The following is a 21,852-nucleotide window of genomic DNA, read 5'->3' as shown; positions in this document are numbered from 1 at the left end:
GGGTTGGATTGATGGAGAGCGCCATCTACACCGGGTGGGTACAGCATCGAAGATTCGCTCCCCGTGCACACCGGTTCCGCTACAAGGTGTTTATGGTGTACGCAGACCTGGCGGAGCTGGACAGCCTGTGTGCGCTGTCTCCCTGGTGGTCCAGGAAACCCTGGGCGCCGGCGCGCTTTTGCCGGGAGGATTTTTTCGGTGATCCGTCCCTCAGCCTGGACGAAGCGGTGCGGCGCCGGGTTTGGGAAGCCTGCGGGGAGCGTCCACAGGGCCCCGTGCGCCTGCTGGCCAACTGGCGCTACTTTGGCTATAACATGAACCCCATCAGTATCTATTACTGTTTCGATGCGCGGGGCCAGGCGGTGCACTGGTTATTGCTGGAAGTCCACAACACCCCCTGGCAGGAGCGCCACAGCTATGTGCTGGACTGCCGTTCGGGTGCCCGGGTGCAGCGGGCTGCGTTTGCCAAGACATTCCATGTCTCCCCGTTTATGCCCATGGCACAGCGCTATCGCTGGCGAAGTACCACCCCTGGAAAGCGGCTTACTGCCTATCTGCAGAATGTCGACTCCAATGCGGCGGGGGAGGGCGAGTGTCCCCTGTTTGATGCCACCTTGAGTTTGCGCAGGCAGGATCCGAGTCCCGGCGTCCTCAACGGGGTTCTGATCCAGTACCCGCTCATGACCGTAAAAGTAATCACTGCCATCTACTGGCAAGCATTCAAGTTGTGGCTCAAGCGCACCCCGGTGTTTGCACATCCCCGTGGTGGTCGCGGAGCTCGTACAGGAGAGAAGTAGTGATGAGAGCCTTGCAGGACACGGGGCGGACTTCGCAGGCCCCAATGGCGCGGGCCAGCAGGTCCCGGCTGATACAGTTTGCCCGCAAGCTGGTGCTGAACAAGCTGCGCCTGATCCAGCGGGGGCACTTGGCACTGGAAGAGGCCGGGCGCTGCTACAGCTTTGGCGAACCCCGGGAGCAGGCGCACCTGTGCGCGCATATCCGCATAGAGGACAGCAGTGTCTATATGCAGGTGCTGGCAAACGGTACCATCGGTTCCGGGGAGGCCTATATGCAGGGTGCCTGGCGCTCAGAGAGCCTGGTGGATGTGATTCGCCTGATGGTTGACAACATGGCGTTGATCGAGAATATGGACAGCCGCTGGAGCTACTTGCCGCGCAAGCTACTGCGCTGGCTGCACCGTCTCAATGCCAATAACCGCAGCGGCTCGCGTCGCAATATCGCCGCACACTATGATCTGGGCAATGACTTTTTCCGGTTGTTTCTCGATCCCAGCATGCTGTATTCCTCGGCGGTATTTCCCTCGCAATCCGCCACACTCCACGAAGCTTCCGTCCATAAAATGGCACTTGTCTGCCGCAAGCTGCAGTTAAAGGTAAGCGATCACCTGCTGGAAATCGGCACTGGCTGGGGTGCCATGGCTATCTATGCTGCAAAACATTACGGCTGCAGGGTAACCACCACAACCATCTCCCGCGAGCAGTACGCGTATGCGCAGGAGTGGGTGAGCAGGGAGGGGCTGCAGGACCGCGTTACCCTGCTGTTGCAGGACTATCGCGATTTGCACGGGCGCTATGACAAACTGGTTTCCATTGAGATGGTGGAGGCCGTGGGGCACGAATTCCACCGGCAGTTTTTCTCCACCTGCAGCCGGCTCCTGAAGGAGGATGGGCTGATGCTCATGCAGTCCATTACTATCCAGGATCAACGCTATCAGTATTACCGCAAAGAAGTTGACTTTATCCAGCGCTATATTTTCCCCGGCGGCTGCCTGCCATCAAATCAGGTGATCGCCCACCATATTGCCACAGCCACGGATCTGCAAATGGTGGGCCTGGAAGATATTACCGCACACTATGCGCGCACCCTGGGTGCCTGGCACCGGGCCTTTTTGGCCCGGGCAGACGCAGTGCGGGCACTGGGATTCGATGAGCGCTTTATCCGACTGTGGGAATTCTATTTGTGCTATTGCCAGGGTGGCTTCATGCAGAGAGTAATCAGTACCGCACAATTTGTCTTCGCCAAGCCGCGGTTTCTCGGCGGCTTTTGACATGTGGCGATTTGTCGCCAATGCCCTGTTGTTCGATATTGCCTGGCCCCTCTGCGTGATTGTGGCCAGGCCCTGGATCGTTGTGCCCTTTACCCTGATTAATCTGTTCCTGCACCTGGTGTTTGTGGCCAATTTGCGCAGGGAGCCCCTGTGGCTGGCCGGCGTCTTCCTGTTTGGTGTGGGAGTGGATTCGATCCTTTTTCACCTGGGGTTGTTACAGAATCAAAGTGGACACCCCTGGCCTCCGCTATGGCTGATATGCCTGTGGTTGAATTTTGCCATGACGCTCCGCTACAGCCTGGTTTTTCTACAACGCAATCTGTGGCTAGCGGCGTTACTGGGCGGGATTTTCGGACCCTTCAGCTACTATACCGGTGCCTTCCTCAATGGCACTGTGACATTACAGCAGCCCCTCTGGCAGTCCCTGCTGGTACTCTCGCTGCTGTGGGCCCTGATGCTGCCGGGGTTTGCCCGCATTGCCCGCAGCCAATACCTGAAGGAGAGGAAACATGCTTGAACTGCTCACCGCCCTGGCGGTGACAGCCGCAGGCTGCGGATACCAGGGGCCGTCCACAGCCTGGGGCCTGGCGTTCGACCCCGACAGCCAGTCGCTGGAATACTGCGAGTATTACCTGCCTTCGGCACAGAACCAAATCAAGGTCCTGTATTTTACTGCCGATGGGCAGCGCTTTGCCGAGAAAACCCTGCTGGACCACTCGGGCAGCCCCCGCGGCGGCACGGCGGTGCCGGAAGTGGTGCAGAGGGACTTTCGCCATGGGGAAATCCGCGAGGTGCGCCAGGAGCGGGGTCAGTGGCTGATGCGCTACCGAAAATCTGCACATGCGGACTGGAGAACAGCGCGCTGCGATCTTGCCGGTATCGATGTGGTGGATGCAGGCTTTGATGTCTATGTGCGCGAGCACTGGGCTGAATTGGTGCGCGGCGACACCCTGACCTTCAATTTCGCCTCACCCCTCCACGGCCGCGCGATCCGGCTGCGCGCGCGCAAGGTGGCCTGTTTTAATGCCCGGCCGCAAGCGGTGTGTATCCGCGTGGATGTTGCGCAACCGCTGTTGCGCCTGTTCGCGGGGAATCTCGACCTTGTTTACGATGGGGCCAGCCGCAATCTCCTGTGGTTTGACGGCGTGGTGAATATTCTCGACCCCAAGGCGCAAACCCAGCGTTTAAGAATTTACTACCAGTACAGTCCCTGACCTGCCCGCTGGCTTTGGCCAGTGTGTGGGAACAACCCCTCACCGGCGTGTCTCCTCCCAAGCCCGGCCAATTGGTCATTTTTTCCGTGTTTTTCTTCCCTGGGATACTGGCGTCAACTTCAACCAACAGCTACACCTAAAGAAGAAAAGCGTGACATCTCCGCTATTGGCTGTCGCTCTAAGGGGTATCCGATGAAAACGGGTTTTGCTGCCACCACTGGATTCTGCATGGTACTGATCGCGGCTTGTGCCGCCCAACCGGAGCAGGTACCCGGTGCCGGGGGCATCGTGATCGACACCTGGGGTGTCAACATCAATCAGTACCAGGCTGACCTTGCCGAGTGCAAGGGTATTGCCTACTCCACTTACAGCGACCAGGGTCGCCGCGGCCTGGCCGGTGCTGCCGGGGGCGCTGTGGTTGGGGGTGCGCTGGGTGCCATTGTCGGTGACAGCAGCCGTTCGGCCGCTGCCGGTGCCGGTGCCGGTGCTTTGGTGGGCGGCCTCTCCGGCGCGGGCAGTGCCGGCGCTGAAGCCAATCAGATTATCAAGAACTGTCTGCGTGGCCGCGGCTATCGCGTGTTGAATTGATTTCTCCCGCCGGGGAGTGACCAGCTTCTCCCGCAGGTCCTCTGGTATACGACAACCTCACAGGACTTGGTTCGGGCCGGGATAAACACCGGCCCTTTTTTTAGGGGCGCGCGGCCGATTGCCCGATGGGCTTCCTCCAATGGCACATTGAATTGCGGCAAACACCGGACAGCGCTCTGGCAACAGCACTGGGAGCCATTATGTCTAACACGACCGGCATCAATGCCTATGCGGTTCTGCAAGCCGGCGGGCCGTTTCAACCCTACCGGGTTCGGGTGGGTGCGCTGGGGGCGACTGAGGTGGAACTGGATGTCCTCTACTGTGGCATTTGCCACAGTGACCTCAGCATGATTGAGAACGAATGGGGGCTGTCCCAGTACCCGATGATCGCCGGGCACGAAGTGATCGGGCGGGTTGCGGCCACAGGCAGGCAGGTGAAGCGCTTTGCGCCGGGGGCAATTGTGGGGCTGGGCTGGAATTCGGGGTATTGTGAGATATGTCACCTCTGCCGGATGGGGGATCGCAACCTCTGCAGGGAGGCCAGATTCACCGTGCTTACCAACGGGGGTTTTGCGGACAAAGTGCGCGCGGATGTGAACAGCCTGGTGGCGATTCCGGACGGGGTTGACCTCGTCTCTGCCGGTCCACTGTTGTGCGGGGGCATTACCATCTTCAATCCGCTGCTGCAGTTTGATATCAAACCAACCGATAGGGTGGCGGTGATTGGCATCGGCGGGCTCGGGCACCTGGCGGTGATGTTTTTGAATGCCTGGGGCTGTGAAGTGACCGCTTTTACATCCAGCGTGTACAAGCGCCGGGATGCACTGGCCCTGGGTGCGCACAACACCCTCAACTCCCTTGACCCGGCGGAGATTGAAGCGGCCGACTCGCATTTTGATTTCATTCTATCGACCGTCAATGTCAATTTGGATTGGGATTTATACATCCAGGCGTTAAAACCAAAGGGGCGTCTGCACTTTGTGGGTGTTGTCGTAGACCCCATTCAATGCACGCTGCTGCCCATGATCCTCGGCCAGCGCACCATGTCCGCTTCACCGGTGGGCAGCCCCGCGACCATGGAGACCATGCTGGACTTCTGCGCCCGCCACCGCATCAGACCCCGGGTGGAGGTTTACCCCATGCACCAGATTGAAGCGGCATTTCAGCACCTGAAATCCGGTAAGGCAAATTACCGGGTTGTGCTGTCGCGGGAGGGGGACACACCTGATTGAACCAGCGCGGTGCTGGTAACTCTCTCCCGCTGATCCACTGGATATTCCAGTCCCCCTTGATTGATCACTGAGGAAATGTTCGGGTCAGTGGGTGGATGTGCTGCACTTTTGGTGGTTTGAGTCAAACTGCAGTCAGCGCGGTGCACTTGAATTGCATGGGTTTACCAACCTACCGGTTTTACACTCAAGCCTGTCTTCGCATTTTGAAAGTGCCTGCGAGTACTGTGTTCTAACAGGCCAGGCACAAAGGCCAAAGTCATATCTTCCCGCTAAAGCCAGATACCCTTGGTGCGAGCTTCCATAGACACCCACGTTGCAGAATAAACAAGCGTCGATGATTTGACACCTTCTTGACAAAAACCGCACAACAGGCTGACACACGAATTCATAGAATACGGGCCTATAGCCATCGTGGCCAATGGGCCAGCGCCCTAAGTATCAAGACCCGGAGCCCTATGCACGCTTATTTCCCGCTCAGCCGTTTTCGAGCGCCCTTTATTGGATTCCTTGCGGCCGGAGGTCTGGCTACCACAGTGCACTGGGCGGTCATGGCACTGTTTGTCGGGCTGACTGATCGGCCTGTTATTGCCACCCTGGTCGGTTCTGCCTTCGGTGCGGTAGCTAATTATTGGCTTCAGCACCGGTTGGCGTTTCCGGATGCCGACATATATGCCCGGACATTTTTTCGCTACCTCGCCTCCTGTGTTCTTGCATGGAGTGCCAATGTGTCTTTCTTTTTCCTGCTAACCCGGGTTGTCCATTTTCCCATCATTACAGCACAGGTGGTCACTACCGCACTGGTAGCCGGCTTGAATTTTGTTGTTTATAAAAGATTGGTATTCCATGAAAAAAACTCTTAACGCGGTAACAAACCATCTTGAGGATGTGTTGCTTTCGATCATTGTACCGGTCTTCAACGAAAGCGCGATGCTGCCAATTTTTCTTGAGCGGGTGATACCCATCCTGAAAACTCTACCTTTGAGGACGGAGTTGATTTTTATTGACGATGGCAGTACCGATACCAGTGCGGAATATCTCAGGCAGGCTCTGGACAAATACCCGGGTCAGAAGCTGATTAAACTCAGCCGCAACTTTGGCAAGGAGGCCGCGATCACAGCCGGCCTTGAACATGCCGGCGGGGATGCGGTTGTGATCATGGATGCCGACCTGCAGGACCCTCCCGAATATATCCCAATCATGGTCAATACCTGGCTGTCCGGCACCGATGTGGTGCTGATGCAGCGTCGATCCCGGGCAGGGGAAAGCCCGTTCAAGCGCATGAGTGCACATCTGTTTTACCGCTTGCTTAACCGCATAAGCCAGACAGAAATCCCCGTGGATACCGGGGATTATCGCTTGATGAGCCGTCGCTCGGTGGATGCACTCTTAACCCTTAAGGAGCGCAACCGGTACATGAAGGGCCTGTTTGCCTGGGTGGGCATGCCGACAAAAGTGATCCGCTACGACCGGGCACCGCGGGCAGCCGGGAAGACCAAATGGAGCTATTGTGGGTTGTTCGGGCTCGCCTTGGAAGGTTTGACATCCTTTTCGGTTTCCCCTTTGAGATGGGCCGTGGGCGTGGGGCTTATCTCGGCCCTCACTGGTGCGCTGTTTGGCATTTGGGTTGTGGCCAAAACCGTATTTATCGGCGATGCCACCGCCGGTTACCCCTCCCTTATAGCCATTATCACTTTCCTCGGCGGCATCCAGCTTTTCAGCATCGGCCTTGTTGGGGAATATGTCGGCAAAGCATATCTGGAAGCAAAGCAGAGACCGGTGTACCTGACTGAGGAAATCTTCGAGAGCCAGCCTGGCTACACGTATCTGGAAATCAAACGCAAGGGAACCCTGCAGCATGCCAAGGCAATATAGGTACTGGGCACTGGCGCTGGGCGCTATCCTGATAAGTCGCCTGGTCAGTATGGCCCTGTTTCCCTTTGTGGATACAACTGAGGCAAGGTATGCCGAAGTTGCCCGACTGATGGCGGAAACCGGTGACTGGATTACTCCCTGGTTTGAAGCGGGTGTGCCCTTTTGGGGCAAACCCCCGCTGTCGTTCTGGGCACAAGCCGCCTCAGCAAAGGTGTTTGGCCTCAACGAATTTTATTTTCGTCTTCCCGCCCTGATGGCAACGATTTTGACCGGTTTCCTTACCTGGCGACTTGCCCGTGGGTACCGGGACGCTACGACATCGCGCTGGTCCGTGTTGATTTTTGCCAGTATGGCGCTGCCTTATACCAGTGCCGGCGCCGTGATGACCGATGCATTTCTTGCGCTGGGTATCACCCTGTCACTGCTAAGCTTTTTCCGGACTGTACAGGGGGGCAGGGCCTGTTGGGGTTGGCTGTTTTTCCTGGGCCTGGCTATCGGCTTCCTTGCCAAAGGGCCTCTGGCAACCATCCTTGTTGGCATACCGATTGTCCTGGGGATACTGTTTGGGTTGTACAGATTGAAAGCGCTGGCCCAATTGCCATGGTTTTGGGGCAGCCTGGTAACCCTAGTGCTTACCCTGCCATGGTATCTGTCAGCGGAACTCAAGACCCCGGGATTTCTCGACTATTTCATTGTTGGTGAACATATCTTGCGCTTTATTGATCCAGGCTGGTCCGGTGATCTCTACGGCCGTGCACACTCGCAGCCTAAGGGCATGATTTGGGTATTCTGGCTTTGGGCCAGTTTTCCCTGGGGCATTCTGGCACTAGTGGCCCTGGGAATCTGTATCACAAGGAGCAGGGCCCGTTGTCTCAACAGCTTCTGGCAAGATAAAAACGCAGTTTTTTTACTCTTCTGTGCCATTGGGCCTTTGCTGTTTTTTACATTGGCCAGCAATACACTCTGGACCTATGTTCTGCCATCCCTGCCCTTTTGTGCTGTGCTGATAGGGCGCCAGGTTTCAAGGATCGGCAGGCCGGGCACGGTTAAGTTTCTCTATGCGTCCTCAGTGGCAGTGTGCCCCCTGCTTTTGCTTGTTATTACACTGGTCTGCAACAGTGGTCTGTATTCAGTGAAGAGTGAAAAAAACTTGGTGGACTACTATAATCAACGTAGTGAAGCTGATAGCAGTCCTTTATTATATCTTGGAAAAGCACCGTTTTCTGCCCGTTTCTACTCACGCGGCAGGGCCCGATCCATACACTTAAAGCAATTGGAAAGCATGCGAGAGGAGAATGCCTACCGGGAGTATTTTGTTGCTATTCCTGCAAAGCGACTGAAAGACAGCGAACTAGCTCCCCTTCTTGAGGCCGGCAGCACGGAGATGCAAAATCTCAGGTTCAGACTGCTGTCTGTAAAAAGCCCGATTTCCCATCGTGAGTCATCGAACCGTGCCGAATTCCATTGAGCCTTCATCGGCGCGCAGGAAACTGCGCCTGCTGATTGTGGAAGATCAAATAGATCTGGCGGAGAACCTGTTCGAATTTCTGGGGGAGGCACGCTACAGCCTCGACTTTTCTCCCGATGGCCTGACGGCCCTGCACCTGTTGGCCACCCAGTCCTACGATGTGATCGTTCTTGATCTGATGCTGCCGGGCGTCAACGGCTTTGAAATCTGCCGGCGGATTCGCTCGGACCTTAGATGCGACACCCCGGTTATTTTAACAACTGCCCTCGGCTCCCTGGCCGACAAGGAGAAGGGTTTTTCCTGCGGAGCTGATGATTACCTGGTAAAACCCTTTGAATTGAAGGAGCTGCAGTTGCGCATTGAGGCTTTACACAGACGCCACACACTGAAAAAAACGGATTTGCAGGCGGGCAGCCTGTCATTTGATCCGGGAACGCTCATAGTCCGATTGCACGACAAAAAAGTGGAATTGGTGGGGACTCCCGCCCGGATCTTTGAGCTGTTGATTCGCGCCTATCCAAATTTTCTCAGTCACGGTGCCCTGCACGAGGCGATCTGGGGCGCGGATTCCAGGGAGATCGAAGGCCACAGCCTGCGCACGCATATCTATACCTTGCGAAAAACCCTTCAGACAGCCTTTGGAATCAATCTTATCAAAACAGTACACGGGCGTGGCTACAGGCTGGAAGCCGTGAACCACAACAAAGACCGGCAATGAAAAAAAGCACACTCTCCAGTCGTCTTTACAAGACGTTGTTTTTAATGATTGCGGTCACAATAGTGATTTCCCTGATCACTGTGGATCTCTTTGTGGAGGATATTGAATACAATGCATTGAATTTTGAGTTAAATGCGGATGCGGAGTTTTTTAAAACCCATATCGATAACGGACAGTTCAAACGCTGGAGGACGGGAAACCTGGAAGCAGTTTTTCTGCCAAGCGGAGCGGATGAAACCCGCCTGCCGGAATTTTTCCGCAATAGACCTGCGCCGTTTTCCGCGGAAGTCACTGTGGGGAACAAAACGCTGCTGATTATTATTGAGAAAATAGACAACCCGTCTGGAAAGCTGTTCCTGGCCCGGGATTTCACCATCCTGGAACGACGGGAAGTTCTGGTAAAAATCCTGCTCGTGTCAATCGCCATGATTATGCTGGCGGCGGGCTTTATGGTGGCAAAGGGCAGTGCGAAATTACTGACCAGACCGCTCAAAAGACTCTCCCGGGATATCCAGAAAATCCAACCCGGTATTGCCATGGAGCGCCTTACCAGAGATTATCGCGACAGTGAGTTTGTAGAGATCGCTGAATCCTTTAACCGGTTTCTGTCCGCGCTGGAGTCCCATATCCAGCGGGAAAAATCCTTTGTCAAACTGGCCAGCCATGAATTGCGCACCCCATTGGCCATTATCAGTGGCGCACTAGAGATTCTGGAGCAGCGCCGTGATGTCTCGCAAAACGATCAAAGAACTCTGCAGAGGATTCGCAATGCAACCCGCACCATGCAGGAAGATACTGAAATGCTGCTGCAACTGGCACGGGGGAAAACCGCCAAAGAGGATTTTATCGCGTTCGACATGGTAAAGCTGACAATCGAAATTGTTGCCGATCTTGGCAATAGCTGTGGCAATTTCAAGGGCCGCACTGAGGTGATTTACGGCAGTGCGGAGCTGCTTGTGTATTCAAACCCCGCCCTGGTGCGCATGTTGTTGCGCAACCTGATTAAAAATGCCCTGATGCATACTTCTGCGAGGGTGCAAGTACAACTGGGCAGGAAGTCCATTCATATTGACGATTTTGGCAGTGGCCTGCCGCAAAGTGTGGTCAGCCAGTTTTCACAGGTTCCCCACAAAGCGCCCGGCGGACTGCAGGAGAGCAGTTTTGGCCTGCTTATTGTGCAACTCATCTGCGAGCGCCTGAACTGGCAACTGGAGATTGAGCATTCCGGCAGTAGCGGAACCCAATTTATCATCCGAATGCCTGATTGCGGCCAGGATGTGTCGATTTTGCCGTGCGGGGGCTTAGAGCCCTGAGCTGAAACGCTCTTGCAGATGCTGAATGGTGATATGGTGAGCAGTAGCTGCGAAGCACACTGGGATAGTGAGGGGGAGTCGAGTGTCGATCGGGAGATCAATTTCCCTGTTGCCCTTCAACTGACCAAGGCGCGCGGCTGTTGCAGCATCAGGCTGCAAGGCGGCCAGGGCAATTAAGGCCCATGGTCAGTGAAATGCAGAAGAGATCGGGGACATGCCTGCAAAGCGTTTTACAAGGCCCCACAGCGCGAACAAGCCTCAATCATCAAAAACCCGCCAAAGGCGGGGCCTTTGCATTAGAGGCGGGGGCAGTCCCCGATGTGGTGCAGAAAAACGCGCTGAGCGCATCTAAAATCCCTTTACAAGCAGTAGGTAATACCGGTATTACGCATCGGTGCGCGCAGGGCGGTACAATCCTCTTTACAAGGGCCAGGCTTACCGCTACCATCCGCGCCACCTTTATCGGGGATTAGCGCAGCCTGGTAGCGCGTACCGTTCGGGACGGTAAGGTCGGAGGTTCGAATCCTCTATCCCCGACCAATTTTCTCTCCTCTCGCCGAAACAACAGATTCTACAGCCGAAGGAGAAAACAACCTGCTCGGGTGTGGTAACCCGCCTCCCGCGGACCATCCACTCAAGGGTCCAGATCTAACAGCGCCTGTTGCCCTGCGTGCTTGTGGTTTATGTCTGTTTTGTCTACTGGACTTCTCTTTGTTGCTCTCTGATCCACAGTATATTTTTTGCGAAGAGCCTGTGATGGCGTTTCCCTGCAGTGCCGCGGTTACTATATCCGGCGCACCCTTTTGCTGGCAGTCAGTGGAAATGGCATTCTGACAAGGTTATGATGCGGCAGGGAAAAACCCCGCGGAGAAGCTGTTACCAGGGTCGTGGCTGTTTTGGCAGGTGCGACGATGTTAACCTTGTGGATCAACACTGTCCTCTCTAACCGGGAATCACGCCCCTGATGAACTCGGTCAGGTTATTGTGTTGGAAAGCCGAAATTTAGTGATGGTGAAGATAAGCATCACAGTTCGGTTGTTTTTCCGCCTTTCATCTTTGTGCTATGTCTGTTGCAACCTGGGTAGACCTCTATGGAAATTTTTTCAGTTGCGGATAAGACGCAGACAATTTCTGCTGTGGATAAAATCAAGGTCGCCCTTGCCCAGATCGCGCCGGTCTGGCTGAAACGCGGGGAAACACTCAATAAAGTTGCCGGGGCGGTTGAACTGGCCGGCAGACAGGGGTGTCAGTTGGTTGCCTTTGGAGAGGCACTGGTGCCCGGGTACCCGTTTTGGATTGAGCGCACGAATGGTGCCCGCTTCAATGATCCCAAGCAAAAAGCCATCTACGCGGAGTATCTTGCACAGGGTGTGGTCATTGAGGATGGTCATCTGGAGACAATTTGCAGCCTTGCCAAGCAGTATGGTATTGCTGTGTATCTCGGCATTATGGAGCGCGCGGCGAACAGAAGCGGACACAGCCTCTATTGTACCCTGGTTTATATCAACCAGGAGGGGGTAATCGGTTCTGCGCATCGCAAACTGCAGCCGACCTACGAAGAGCGCCTCGCCTGGGCACCGGGGGATGGCAATGGGTTGCGTGTGCACTCTCTGGGCCCCTTTACTGTGGGGGGCCTCAATTGTTACGAAAACTGGATGCCGCTGTCGCGCGCGGCGCTCTATGCTCAAGGGGAAGACCTGCATGTGGCCGTTTGGCCCGGTGGGTTACACAATACAGAAGACACCACCAGATTTGTTGCCAAGGAAAGCAGAAGCTTTGTGATCTCGGTCTCAGGCCTGATGCGCCCTGCAGATTTTCCCGAGGATACAATGGCGCGGACGGAAATACTCGAGAATGCGGACCCATTTCTGGCAAATGGGGGTTCTTGTATTGCCGCGCCGGATGGAGCCTGGGTGGTGGCGCCCCAGGTGGATAAGGAAATCCTGATCACCGCAGAGTTGGACCACGCAGTTGTCAGGGGCGAGCGCCAGAACTTCGATCCCACCGGCCATTACAGCAGGCCCGATGTGACCCGCCTGGTGGTTGACCGCAAACGCCAGCAGCTTGCCGATTTTATCGATGCCGAGTAAAACCGGCTCGCGGTACAATCCCGGGCTCAAGCCCTGCTTTGGCCTATTGCTTCTTGGGGCGGGAGCTGCCAGGCAGTTTCCTTGTGGTTAGAGCTGGAGAGGCCTGTTTTAGATTTCTGTTACTGTTTCAGAGGATTTATCGCTATGGACATTATCATATAATGCTTGCTTTACAGCCAAGCCACCAATAGGAATTTCACGTTTCCCCATGGCTGCTTCTTTAACAGGAGAACAGTGACATTATGCCTATTCAAACAATAGATCTCCTGTGTTGGTGGCTTTTTATTTGATCAGGGTACTGCGGTCAAAATTGAGCTTAAATCCTTTATTTCCACTACCCGCAACTAATACCGAGAGATTTCCTGCACTATTATAGGAATATTGAATCGATTGTGGAAAATCATGATCAATGTTCTCGAAGTGTAGCCGGCCTTTTGAACAGGAGACCAATTTAAAGGCGATGGGCAGAGTATTTTCTGAGACTTTGGCAAGGTAAAAGATATTTCCAGCCATATTTACCAGTCTGAGCGACTCATAGCCGGAGTTTTTGCCACTGCTGAGAGTGACTTCACTGTAGCCCTCATAGGTATCGTCACTGACTTTACTCCAATGTTCCTTATAGGTTCGCTGGGAGGATTCGGAAACCCAACTGCCCAGGATCCAGTCAAGTGCGTCCAAAGAACGGCAATCCATCGATGCCTGGGTGAGTGGTGCAAAAATAATGGTTAAAAATATCGCATATCTCAGTAAATACATGGTGGTCACACCCTTTGATCAAACTATGCTTGCAGTAATAATACTGAGTCTGTTGAAAAATCCGGCCCCGATCATTTATCCAAATGGGAGCGGGTCTTACTCACGGCGGCGTATTTTCTCAGCGTCCATGCCCTTTACACCGACAGAGATGGCTTAATGGCGGTCAATCTTAAACCATCCCGATCTCTAATGGACTAATTTTGTATGATCTTGTAGATATCTCCATTTATGTCACAGATATACAGTTCTCCGAAATAGTCTTCACCAAAGCTTGAAATTCTACTGATGCTGCCGCTGCTCGGAGCCAATTCTGTGGTGCGGTCAGTGTACTCGGATACCGTGTTGCCGTCATACTTCAGCGACCAGATCTGGTTGGAACAGTAATCGGCAAAGAAATAGGTTCCGTCCAGCCAGGGTATGCTGGTGCCCCGATAGACATAGCCACCGGTGAGGGAGCAGCGGAAAGGGGAACCACCGTGACTGTATTCCCATATTGGGAAGTCCAAGGTGCTGGGATTCGGGCAGCCGCTGGTATTAAACGCATTGTTACCTTCGTAGCAGCGCCAACCCCAGTTGTTGCCGCCACTACTGGAGGCTGGTTGAAAATTGATTTCCTCCCAGTTGTTCTGGCCGACATCACCAATCCAGAGATCGCCAGTGTCGCGGTCAAAACTGGAACGCCATGGGTTGCGCAGTCCGTAGCTCCAGATTTCGTCTCCAAACGGATTGCTCGCGGGAATAGAATAGGGCAGTGAACTCACATCGATACGCAGCATCTTTCCCAACAGGTCATTGAGATTCTGCGCGCGGTTATCCGGATCACCGCCTGAGCCGCCGTCACCCATACCGATGTACAGGTAACCATCGGGACCGAAGGCCATCCAGCCACCATTGTGGTTGGCAAAGGGTTGGCTGATAGAAAATACAACCTGCGCAGAACCGGGGTTCGCTGTTTGCGGATTGGTACTGGAGCGTTGATAGCGAGTTACAAAGGTTCGATTGTTTTGGGTATAGTTGATATAGAGAAAGCCGTTGTTTGCATAATCTGGGTCGAATGCGAGGCCGAGCAGGCCCTGTTCAGAACTGGTGTTTAAGTTGCTGACTGACAGGAAAGTCGAGACCAAGGCGCCGCTTGCCCGATCGAGGATCTTGATCCGCCCGGTGGACCCGGAACGCTGTTCAACCACATAGATCCAGTCGGGATTCGTGCCATCATGGGTTACAAAAACCGGTCGGGTCAAGCCGCTGACGAATTCAAAAGATGATAAGGCGCCAGTTCCAACAAGCTGTATCTGTTCCTGTTGGGAATTGCCGGAGAGAGAGGCGGGGGCTTGCGGTAATGGTGACGCCTGCAGTGCCGTGATGCTCAGGCCCAATACAGCCACACTGATGAGGGTTGTGATTGACATTTGTGCTCTTCTCCTTGAGTTTCTTGTATGTTATGTGGAGTGCAAACGCTAATGCAGTAATTCAGCGCTGGGAGTGTATAAAATTCTTTGCCAGCCAGATAGCCTTATCGGCGCATGTATTACCCGAAGCGGTCCAGGGCATGAATTGCCCGCTACGACAGGACGAAAATACCGGTTTTTGAATAGAATTTATCCAGTGCCTGATAGCTTTTAGTTGCAGTCTGCACCTATTTTGGTGAAAAGGAGATGGTCTGTAGGCCCAACTGGGCTCCTGTCTTCTGCCAGTGCGTTGAACCGTGTGGAACGAGAGAGACAAAGAAGGGGAGGGTACCCTGAATTTAAGAAAAAACGCGCTAACGCTTGTGGCAGAGTAGGACTGCGGGAGCAGAGTTCTCACAGGCACCCGTTAGAGCGATAGACTGTGTAAACAGGGCAATTCCCGGCGCCAACTAACCCGCTACAGCGTGTGGATGTCAGTGTTGGCGATTGTTGATAGGCCCGTGCTGCACGGAAAACCTGTAGCGGATGACAGAGGCTGGAGTGCATGGCGTCTGGACACACCCTATACAACGCACTCTGCGAACTTGAACTCCGGCCGGGATGGCAGGCGTCTCAGCAGCTAGTATGAGCACGATGGTAATCCAGACAATTTGGCTATCTTTTTATAAACCCCGGGAGACCTTATGAAGCAATTAGCCTGCTTATTATCAATGACAGCAGTGGTTCTATCGCCCAGTGTTACAGCTGAATCCCGTCGTTCGGATGTGGTTGACGACGCAGTAATTACCGAGCAACGGCTAAATCTCAAAAAAAATACCCAGAGTAAAGGGTTTGGTCCCCAGTCCCCGCGTAACATCGATTCCCTATTGGGGAATAATCAGATTGTTTTTGCCGCGGCGCCTGCCTACAACGAAATGCATTTATGCAACATACATTTTCACAAGTCTGCCGAGCATGCCGGCGGTCAATATGCAAAATACGCGGGCAACGGTGACGGAAACGGGTATCAAACCGGGTACGTTTATTCAGGCAAGTTAACCCAGGGCGAGATTTTAACTGTGAGCCGGGAGATATGCCCTGGCAAGCATGGCAGTCTCCAGTCTGGAGACACTATCGAGGTGCACTATGTGCATTCCTCGGCCCAGGTAAAACCCGGTCCTACACTGGGTGCCTGCCTGAGTGACTCGATCAAGAACCCACAATTGCGTGTGGAAGCCCAGGTCGTTGTTTTAGTCAATGATAGCAGTGCGATGAACTTTATGGTGCTGACCAAACTTGGTCAAAAAAATACATTTTACCAGGCCCTAAATATACCCGATAATACCGGCACGCCCATTGTGTACAGTGGTTCTACAACGGGTCCTGGCTACAATGAAGTGGGTTCCCCGTTCCAGGTAACCTGGAGCGTTCGCCCCAATGTTGCCAAGGTCAATATAGAGACCGTTGGGAAATGGTGTGAAGAGAATGTTTTCAATGAAAATCATGCGCATGGTGTAAGAAACCTTGTAATGAATACAGACCTCTTATCTCCCATTGAGCAGTAACCTGGGGATACAGCCTCTATTTCTGATTCGCTGCGGCTGTAGGATCTGGTTTATGGGTTTGAATAGGGCTGGCGCTGATGAGTACTGCCAGAACACCTGAATGATGGGATTGATACAGTGCGGCCTGTGGACCCCATCTACAGATGCGGTGGGCCGCTCTGATGCGTCCGGCTGGAGCCATTTCCGAGTGCAGGTCTATGTCTCAGAGAATCTGCCGCTGAATGAATTGAACTGAAAAAGCCTTTTTAATTCTGCACAAATAAATTAACCGGGACTCGCTAGTGCTAGGATGCCTGTTTACCTGTACTTTTTATGCGCGGCTAAAATGGCTTGAGTAACTTTACACTTCTGTTGGTGAATTTACTTTTCATATGTGCCGGTTTGGATCCGTACGTACACAGGTACCAGCTAAGAGGCAATTTATAGGAGTTCCTTTGCTGGCAGTGTCATTTCTAGTGGAGGCCGTGTTTTGACACTCCTGTAGGTGTTTTCAGTGTATTGATTTCCATGCCAATTTTGGCTGAGGAGCATGCTTATCACTACGTTGAGGTGAATGGAAATCCACTGGCTTAGCTTTGCAAAAGAAGTGGAGACTTGGTATTTTTAACGAGATTAGGCATAGTATTAGAGGCCCAATCAACCTATAAGAATACCTTTCATGACGCAAAGTCATATACTTCTATGATTGTGCAGGAATGGCAAATGGGTCTCAGAGAGCACTTCATACACATTCAGAAAATATGGATGTGGTTAACATGAGTATGCATCCCACTTTTTTGATGCAGTGGATCCGTGGATCGTGTTGAAGCAAATTGAAAAAATGCAGGATAAAACACCTATGAGGCCCGATTGGTCCGGGAGTTGTAACCTGGGGTTTTCCCGGAAAACACCCATCAGGGTGCAGTGTAGATAAAGTTCGCTGTATAAATAGCATTTTTGTAGCAAGCAAAATTCAATGGTTAACTTATGCTGAAAAAAACCTTACTGTGGATTAGTGTTTGCTGCTCTGTAGCTGTCTGTCATGTCAGCGCAGATGAGGCTAAAAAAATTCTGATCATTGCTTCTAATATTGAGAATATGGGCGATACGGAAAAGCACGATGCAAGAAATAATCTCTGGGAATATGCGCCGCCATATCATATTTTTGTCTCCCATGGGTATGATGTGGATTTTGTATCTCCAATGGGTGGAAAAATACCGTTTATGATGGACCCTCTGGGTATCAGCAGTTACACGATTAAGTACGAGGGGTTTCTGGATAAAGCCAACGTTTCTCTGACACCAGGCCAGATTCATGCGAAGGACTATAGTGCACTATATATTGGCGGAGGTTATGGCACTTTATTTGATGTGGCGGCGAACAAGGAGTTGCTAGATATCATTGCGCAGATTTATCGGGCGGGTGGCGTGATAGGCAGTTGTGGGCATGGCGCAGGGGCTTTTGCAAAGGTAAAATTACCTAACGGCAGGTTCCTGGTTCAGGAAAAACGTATTGCCGGATTTCCGAATTCTACGGAAAAGAAGAAAACCTGGGCAAAACAGGGTACTCTGTTACCGTTTCTTGTTGAAGAGCAGCTTCAAAAAAATGGTGCCATTGTGATTAATAAAGAGAACATTGCTGACAAGCATGAGGTGGTTATTGATCAACGGATTGTCTCTACCATGTTCCTGCCATCAGCGGCACTTGTGGCAAAGGAAATGATTGAATTGCTAGAGCAGGAAAAGAAGCTTTAATGAGTGCGATAGACGTTGCAGGCTGAATGCCTGCTCAGAGTGCTCCAGCCACTAGTACTATGCTCTTGGTTGTCCTAAATTCACTGACCTAATGAGGAAAGTCCTGATGTGCCGTGTTATGATTTTTGCTTTACTCGCGGTTTTCCCTTTTACAATATCGGCCAATGCCACACATGACAGAGAGCGTATACACCGGGCGGTGCTTGACTATATTGAATCTCAGCACAAGGTTCGCCCAGACATGATGAAAAGAAGCCTGGATAATAAATTAGCAAAAAGAACTTATTGGCAAGCAAAAGACGGCAGTGAGTTTATAATGGAAACAAATTTTGACACTATGCTCAAGGTTGCTGAAGCCTATAATAAGAATGGAAATAAATTTCCATCTTCTCCCAGAGTGGATATCCAGATTATGGATATCGACAGACGGGTTGCATCTGTAAAATTAACTGTAGATGAATGGATGGATTATCTGCATTTATATAAAGACAAGAATAAAAAATGGAAAATTATCAATGTGTTATGGCAATATCACGATGCTAAGAAGCATAAATCCTGAATGTTATTATTTCCACGAGGAATATTCAATCCGGTGTCTTGTGTTTTAAAGCGTAGTCAAGCCAGGGTGCTCAGGATTACTGTTATATTAATGGTGACGCAATTAGCAAAATCCAGAAGAAGCAAAATTCATGGAAAAAGTGACCGCACAACAGTTGATTCTTACTGTTTAGGTATATTTTCGGTATTAAATTTCTGTTGGAGATGTAATGGAAGTAGCAGTCAGAGCAGCTGAAATCAGGGACTATAAAAGAATATCGGAAATATTTGATCACCCTTATGTGGTAGCGCAAAGCTCTCAACATCCCTATCTCGGTATTGATAAAGTCAGCACACTGTTTCAAGAGCGCACTGAAAATGCAGTTGTGCTGGTTGCTGAAGTCGGGGGCAGGGTGCAAGGCTATATTGGAATAGATCTGTGTACCAAGCCCAGGTCAAAACATGTTGCCAGCTTGGGTATGGCTGTGCATCCAGAAATCCACGGAAAGGGGGTGGGTAGTTGTCTTTTAAGGGAGGCCATCGAACTGGCGGATCAGTGGCTGAATATTATTCGCCTTGAGCTGTCTGTTTACACAGATAATACCCATGGAATATCTCTGTACAAGAAATTTGGATTTGAAATTGAAGGGGAATCCAGGTTTGCATCCTTCAAAGCCGGTCATTATATTGGCCTGTACCAGATGGCCAGAATTCATCCAGGGTTTAATCAGGAGAAGGGCAATCTCTAATGTTTTTTTGCTCAACAAATAAAACCCGAAAAATAGCGGTCTTGTGTGTCGTTCTTTGATTGCTGTACAGTATTTATATCCAGCGTAAAGAGATTGGGATGGAATTTTTATTTTCTTATGGTACTTTGCAACAACGAAATGTACAGATGGCCAATTTCGGGAGGGAGTTGAGCGGATTTAGGGACTTTCTGCCTAAGTATGTTGTTGAAGAAATAAACATTATTGATGAAGTTGTTATAAGAAAAAGTGGAAAGAGCGTACATCCAATATTACGCTTTACCGGCAATACAGAAGACCGGGTTCTCGGTACTGTTTTTGAGATTACCAGAAAAGAGTTGTCCCAGGCAGATAACTATGAAACTGATCAGTACCAACGGATTTCTGCAGTATTGGAATCCGGTCGTACCTGCTGGATCTATGCAGCAAAAAATGACAATACATGATCGAGTATGCGGTAGTTGATGCAATTTGATTGTAATCCTATTCGGCTAATAGCTGAGTGGAAAAAATGATAGCGACGCTAGGGAATGCTAGATTGAACATCGTACACTAGCATCCGGGGGTTGGCTCAAACAACCCGGATACAGGTTTAATGAATAGCTATCTTCATTTAATCTGAGAAAGCATCTTTATGAACTACTCTGGTATAGGTGGTTGTGAAGACACAAAGTCCATTTTCTCTTCCAAACAATGAGAAGACTGTGTACCCAGGGCCTTTAACTGTCTATTGTGCTCCACCTGAAGCCCTACCTCTATTTCAGGCTTAAGGGCCAATTTATAGTATCTATTAAAGAAAATTGAGTGCGTGTTCAGCAAGAGGCAGAACTTGCGCCATTTTGACAGCATTCGTTCTGCCACCGAATGATGTGTGTGGCTCAGGTGTTTTAAAAAGCAGTAAAAGGTGTCGTGAATGGGGGGTATTTGATGATTTTCACAGTCTAACAATACCAATTTCAATGTCTCGGAAGACGTTGTCCCATAAAGAGAAATTTGGGCGCTGGGCCAGTCTCTGGTTAACAGTGAAATTTATCAGGGTGGCCAGACTTGCGAGCAATGTTATTCCCCAAAACGTTCATCGAGCCAACCGCTGATCAGATTTAGAACTTGCGGAGCAATCGTCTCTTCAATTTGATTGTATTCGGAAATTGCGCCGGTCTCAGCCGTCTGTAAAAGATGGTTCAATCCTTCCAACTCCACAACCCGGTAATCATTGTGATTTACTTCCGCTAGTGAATTCTGTATTCCAGCGAGATTCTGCTTCGCAGTGACCTGAGCATCCAGGCTACCGTTTATCGCCAGCACCGGTACTTTTATTTCTCGGATGTAAGGTTCAGGGTCGAATTTTAGGAAATACCTGAACCAGGGCGTGGTATAGGTTTTGGCCAATGCCTCAACCTGTAGTTCAATTGCATTTCGCTCCTGCACACCAACCAGCCGAGAGACTTTTCGCATCAGTGCAAGTGTCTCCTCTGAGATTTCAGAGTCATCGGAAAGCCGATTGATCTGTTCGAATACGATGGCATCAAGTTGTTTTATTTCACTGATTTTCTCCGGTTTTACGCCCATCGATAGAAAAATATTGGACCTTTGCTCGATGTAGAGATCCACGATATCAACGCCTGGTCCTGCCAACAGGATGGCGAAGGCAAGATCGTCCCTGCGAGCGGCGACCATCGGTGCGATCATTCCACCTTCACTGTGACCGATTAATCCGATAGTGTCCGGTGGTATGTCATTGCGAGCCTTCAGGTACTGAATGGCGCTGTTCGTATCACCGGCGAAATCCTCGGAAGTTGCGGTTTCGAAATTGCCGGTGGACTGGCCAACCCCTCTGTCGTCCAACCTCAGAACGGCGAATCCATTTTTTGCCAGGTGGTCGGCAATTACGGCGAAAGGCCTGTGGCGTAAAATAGTCTCATCCCGGTCTTGGGGCCCTGATCCGGTGATCATAACCGCGGTCGCCTTGATCCTGCCAATCGGCCTGGTTAGGGTGCCCGCCAAAGTGATATTCGCCTTTGAATTCAGCACTTTGACTTCCTCGGCGAGATAATCAAAGGGCGGTATCGGTGTTTGCGGCCTGACAGAAAGCTTTTTCTCTATGGGTTCGCGATCCAGCTTCAACTTCATTACCGCGGGGCCTTGGGCAAAATCTCCGCTGATAGTCTTTTTATCCCGGCTGAGCCCACCTTCAAACCGGATATTCAGGTTGTCGATAGCAAAGGTAAATTTTCCGTTCACGAGTTCAACGGTGTCCACTGGAAAGTACTCTGGGCTTTGGCTTGGACTTTGTGCTCGCGCTAGGAAGCGTCTATCTTTTTGTTCAATTTCAAGTACGAAAGCCAAAGGTCCGGCTGGCGTTTGAAGATGACCGCTCCAGTTTCCCAAGATGCCGTCGGCGTCATCAGTGTCAGAGTATTCGGTGATCGACTCATTTTGATGTACAGGGTCATCATTGGTAACAGAGGCATAGCAGTCAAATGGTACCAATATGAGAAGGCTGCCGAACACTGATCCCCTGGTTACTTGTTTTAAATATGAGAGCACCATACTTTTTCCTTAT

General features: G+C 51.6%; 20 protein-coding genes and 1 tRNA gene. 18 read left to right on the top strand and 3 right to left on the bottom strand.

All coding sequences use genetic code 11. The features are described from left to right. Positions 1-11: 11 nt before the first annotated feature. From M8T91_RS11785 to M8T91_RS11725, 13 genes are all read left to right on the top strand, one after another. Positions 12-797 carry a DUF1365 domain-containing protein gene (locus tag M8T91_RS11785; protein WP_301414360.1) on the top strand — a complete coding sequence of 262 codons (786 nt, stop codon included), beginning with the start codon at positions 12-14 and terminating at the stop codon, positions 795-797. Positions 798-799: 2 nt separating this feature from the next. Continuing rightward, the gene (locus M8T91_RS11780; RefSeq protein WP_301419081.1) at positions 800-2,068 is read left to right on the top strand and encodes an SAM-dependent methyltransferase; all 1,269 of its coding nucleotides are present in this window, start codon (positions 800-802) and stop codon (positions 2,066-2,068) included. A 1-nt stretch (position 2,069) separates the two neighbouring features. Beyond that, positions 2,070-2,585: a DUF2878 domain-containing protein gene (locus M8T91_RS11775; RefSeq protein WP_301414359.1), complete on the top strand. Its 516-nt coding sequence runs from the start codon at positions 2,070-2,072 to the stop codon at positions 2,583-2,585. Then, on the top strand, positions 2,578-3,282 hold the full coding sequence (locus tag M8T91_RS11770) for a hypothetical protein (protein ID WP_301414358.1): 705 nt from the start codon (positions 2,578-2,580) through the stop codon (positions 3,280-3,282). Before M8T91_RS11775 ends, M8T91_RS11770 begins: the two co-directional genes overlap by 8 nt. Positions 3,283-3,474: 192 nt before the next feature. Then, positions 3,475-3,870: a glycine zipper family protein gene (locus tag M8T91_RS11765; RefSeq protein ID WP_299942385.1), complete on the top strand. Its 396-nt coding sequence runs from the start codon at positions 3,475-3,477 to the stop codon at positions 3,868-3,870. Positions 3,871-4,070: 200 nt separating this feature from the next. Then, positions 4,071-5,102: an NAD(P)-dependent alcohol dehydrogenase gene (locus M8T91_RS11760; protein ID WP_301414357.1), complete on the top strand. Its 1,032-nt coding sequence runs from the start codon at positions 4,071-4,073 to the stop codon at positions 5,100-5,102. A gap of 548 nt (positions 5,103-5,650) precedes the next feature. Continuing rightward, positions 5,651-5,962 carry a GtrA family protein gene (locus tag M8T91_RS11755; protein ID WP_301414355.1) on the top strand — a complete coding sequence of 104 codons (312 nt, stop codon included), beginning with the start codon at positions 5,651-5,653 and terminating at the stop codon, positions 5,960-5,962. Further along, on the top strand, positions 5,946-6,974 hold the full coding sequence (locus tag M8T91_RS11750) for a glycosyltransferase family 2 protein (RefSeq protein WP_301414354.1): 1,029 nt from the start codon (positions 5,946-5,948) through the stop codon (positions 6,972-6,974). The genes M8T91_RS11755 and M8T91_RS11750 overlap by 17 nt, the downstream gene beginning before the upstream one ends. Continuing rightward, positions 6,958-8,442 (top strand): ArnT family glycosyltransferase, encoded by a 1,485-nt coding sequence (locus M8T91_RS11745; RefSeq protein WP_301414353.1) that lies wholly within the window; start codon positions 6,958-6,960, stop codon positions 8,440-8,442. The genes M8T91_RS11750 and M8T91_RS11745 overlap by 17 nt, the downstream gene beginning before the upstream one ends. Beyond that, positions 8,426-9,160 (top strand): response regulator transcription factor, encoded by a 735-nt coding sequence (locus M8T91_RS11740; protein ID WP_301414352.1) that lies wholly within the window; start codon positions 8,426-8,428, stop codon positions 9,158-9,160. The genes M8T91_RS11745 and M8T91_RS11740 overlap by 17 nt, the downstream gene beginning before the upstream one ends. Next, on the top strand, positions 9,157-10,473 hold the full coding sequence (locus tag M8T91_RS11735; RefSeq protein ID WP_301414351.1) for a sensor histidine kinase: 1,317 nt from the start codon (positions 9,157-9,159) through the stop codon (positions 10,471-10,473). The genes M8T91_RS11740 and M8T91_RS11735 overlap by 4 nt, the downstream gene beginning before the upstream one ends. A gap of 463 nt (positions 10,474-10,936) precedes the next feature. After that, positions 10,937-11,013 (top strand) — tRNA-Pro (locus tag M8T91_RS11730). 551 nt (positions 11,014-11,564) lie between these two features. Then, positions 11,565-12,563: a carbon-nitrogen hydrolase family protein gene (locus M8T91_RS11725; protein WP_301414350.1), complete on the top strand. Its 999-nt coding sequence runs from the start codon at positions 11,565-11,567 to the stop codon at positions 12,561-12,563. Positions 12,564-12,845: 282 nt separating this feature from the next. On the opposite strand, the gene M8T91_RS11720 is transcribed toward M8T91_RS11725, so the two are convergent. Then, positions 12,846-13,319: a DUF6265 family protein gene (locus tag M8T91_RS11720; protein WP_301414348.1), complete on the bottom strand. Its 474-nt coding sequence runs from the start codon at positions 13,317-13,319 to the stop codon at positions 12,846-12,848. A 194-nt stretch (positions 13,320-13,513) separates the two neighbouring features. Further along, on the bottom strand, positions 13,514-14,728 hold the full coding sequence (locus M8T91_RS11715) for a PQQ-dependent sugar dehydrogenase (RefSeq protein WP_301414347.1): 1,215 nt from the start codon (positions 14,726-14,728) through the stop codon (positions 13,514-13,516). A gap of 683 nt (positions 14,729-15,411) precedes the next feature. Here M8T91_RS11715 and M8T91_RS11710 point away from each other — a divergent pair. The 5 genes from M8T91_RS11710 (at position 15,412) to M8T91_RS11690 (ending at position 19,735) form a co-directional block, all read left to right on the top strand. After that, positions 15,412-16,272, top strand: a complete 861-nt coding sequence (locus tag M8T91_RS11710; protein ID WP_301414346.1) for a delta-class carbonic anhydrase — start codon at positions 15,412-15,414, stop codon at positions 16,270-16,272. Between the two features lie 966 nt (positions 16,273-17,238). Then, positions 17,239-18,006 (top strand): type 1 glutamine amidotransferase domain-containing protein, encoded by a 768-nt coding sequence (locus M8T91_RS11705; RefSeq protein WP_301414345.1) that lies wholly within the window; start codon positions 17,239-17,241, stop codon positions 18,004-18,006. Between the two features lie 106 nt (positions 18,007-18,112). After that, on the top strand, positions 18,113-18,565 hold the full coding sequence (locus M8T91_RS11700; RefSeq protein WP_301414344.1) for a nuclear transport factor 2 family protein: 453 nt from the start codon (positions 18,113-18,115) through the stop codon (positions 18,563-18,565). A gap of 208 nt (positions 18,566-18,773) precedes the next feature. Beyond that, a complete protein-coding gene (locus M8T91_RS11695) occupies positions 18,774-19,292 on the top strand; it encodes a GNAT family N-acetyltransferase (RefSeq protein ID WP_301414343.1) in 519 nt (172 codons plus the stop codon). Positions 19,293-19,390: 98 nt separating this feature from the next. Further along, the gene (locus M8T91_RS11690; RefSeq protein WP_301414342.1) at positions 19,391-19,735 is read left to right on the top strand and encodes a gamma-glutamylcyclotransferase family protein; all 345 of its coding nucleotides are present in this window, start codon (positions 19,391-19,393) and stop codon (positions 19,733-19,735) included. Positions 19,736-20,348: 613 nt separating this feature from the next. Here M8T91_RS11690 and M8T91_RS11685 read toward each other — a convergent pair. Continuing rightward, positions 20,349-21,839, bottom strand: a complete 1,491-nt coding sequence (locus tag M8T91_RS11685) for an alpha/beta hydrolase family protein (protein WP_301414340.1) — start codon at positions 21,837-21,839, stop codon at positions 20,349-20,351. Between the last annotated feature and the right edge of the window lie 13 nt (positions 21,840-21,852).

The sequence above is a fragment of the Microbulbifer sp. MI-G genome (assembly GCF_030440425.1).
GTDB classification, from domain to species: domain Bacteria; phylum Pseudomonadota; class Gammaproteobacteria; order Pseudomonadales; family Cellvibrionaceae; genus Microbulbifer; species Microbulbifer spongiae.
The sequence above is the reverse complement of the archived record's forward strand: the minus strand, read 5'-3'. Positions and strand labels throughout refer to the sequence as shown.

Excerpts from the sequence above, each read along its gene's own strand:
- M8T91_RS11705 (WP_301414345.1), top strand. The coding sequence starts at position 17,239 with ATGCTGAAAAAAACCTTACTGTGGATTAGTGTTTGCTGCTCTGTAGCT.
- M8T91_RS11750 (WP_301414354.1), top strand. The coding sequence starts at position 5,946 with ATGAAAAAAACTCTTAACGCGGTAACAAACCATCTTGAGGATGTGTTG.
- M8T91_RS11710 (WP_301414346.1), top strand. The coding sequence starts at position 15,412 with ATGAAGCAATTAGCCTGCTTATTATCAATGACAGCAGTGGTTCTATCG.
- M8T91_RS11695 (WP_301414343.1), top strand. The coding sequence starts at position 18,774 with ATGGAAGTAGCAGTCAGAGCAGCTGAAATCAGGGACTATAAAAGAATA.
- M8T91_RS11760 (WP_301414357.1), top strand. The coding sequence starts at position 4,071 with ATGTCTAACACGACCGGCATCAATGCCTATGCGGTTCTGCAAGCCGGC.
- M8T91_RS11785 (WP_301414360.1), top strand. The coding sequence starts at position 12 with ATGGAGAGCGCCATCTACACCGGGTGGGTACAGCATCGAAGATTCGCT.
- M8T91_RS11700 (WP_301414344.1), top strand. The coding sequence starts at position 18,113 with ATGTGCCGTGTTATGATTTTTGCTTTACTCGCGGTTTTCCCTTTTACA.
- M8T91_RS11720 (WP_301414348.1), bottom strand. The coding sequence starts at position 13,319 with ATGTATTTACTGAGATATGCGATATTTTTAACCATTATTTTTGCACCA.
- M8T91_RS11725 (WP_301414350.1), top strand. The coding sequence starts at position 11,565 with ATGGAAATTTTTTCAGTTGCGGATAAGACGCAGACAATTTCTGCTGTG.
- M8T91_RS11765 (WP_299942385.1), top strand. The coding sequence starts at position 3,475 with ATGAAAACGGGTTTTGCTGCCACCACTGGATTCTGCATGGTACTGATC.
- M8T91_RS11745 (WP_301414353.1), top strand. The coding sequence starts at position 6,958 with ATGCCAAGGCAATATAGGTACTGGGCACTGGCGCTGGGCGCTATCCTG.
- M8T91_RS11685 (WP_301414340.1), bottom strand. The coding sequence starts at position 21,839 with ATGGTGCTCTCATATTTAAAACAAGTAACCAGGGGATCAGTGTTCGGC.
- M8T91_RS11715 (WP_301414347.1), bottom strand. The coding sequence starts at position 14,728 with ATGTCAATCACAACCCTCATCAGTGTGGCTGTATTGGGCCTGAGCATC.
- M8T91_RS11770 (WP_301414358.1), top strand. The coding sequence starts at position 2,578 with ATGCTTGAACTGCTCACCGCCCTGGCGGTGACAGCCGCAGGCTGCGGA.
- M8T91_RS11690 (WP_301414342.1), top strand. The coding sequence starts at position 19,391 with ATGGAATTTTTATTTTCTTATGGTACTTTGCAACAACGAAATGTACAG.
- M8T91_RS11735 (WP_301414351.1), top strand. The coding sequence starts at position 9,157 with ATGAAAAAAAGCACACTCTCCAGTCGTCTTTACAAGACGTTGTTTTTA.
- M8T91_RS11775 (WP_301414359.1), top strand. The coding sequence starts at position 2,070 with ATGTGGCGATTTGTCGCCAATGCCCTGTTGTTCGATATTGCCTGGCCC.
- M8T91_RS11780 (WP_301419081.1), top strand. The coding sequence starts at position 800 with ATGAGAGCCTTGCAGGACACGGGGCGGACTTCGCAGGCCCCAATGGCG.
- M8T91_RS11755 (WP_301414355.1), top strand. The coding sequence starts at position 5,651 with ATGGCACTGTTTGTCGGGCTGACTGATCGGCCTGTTATTGCCACCCTG.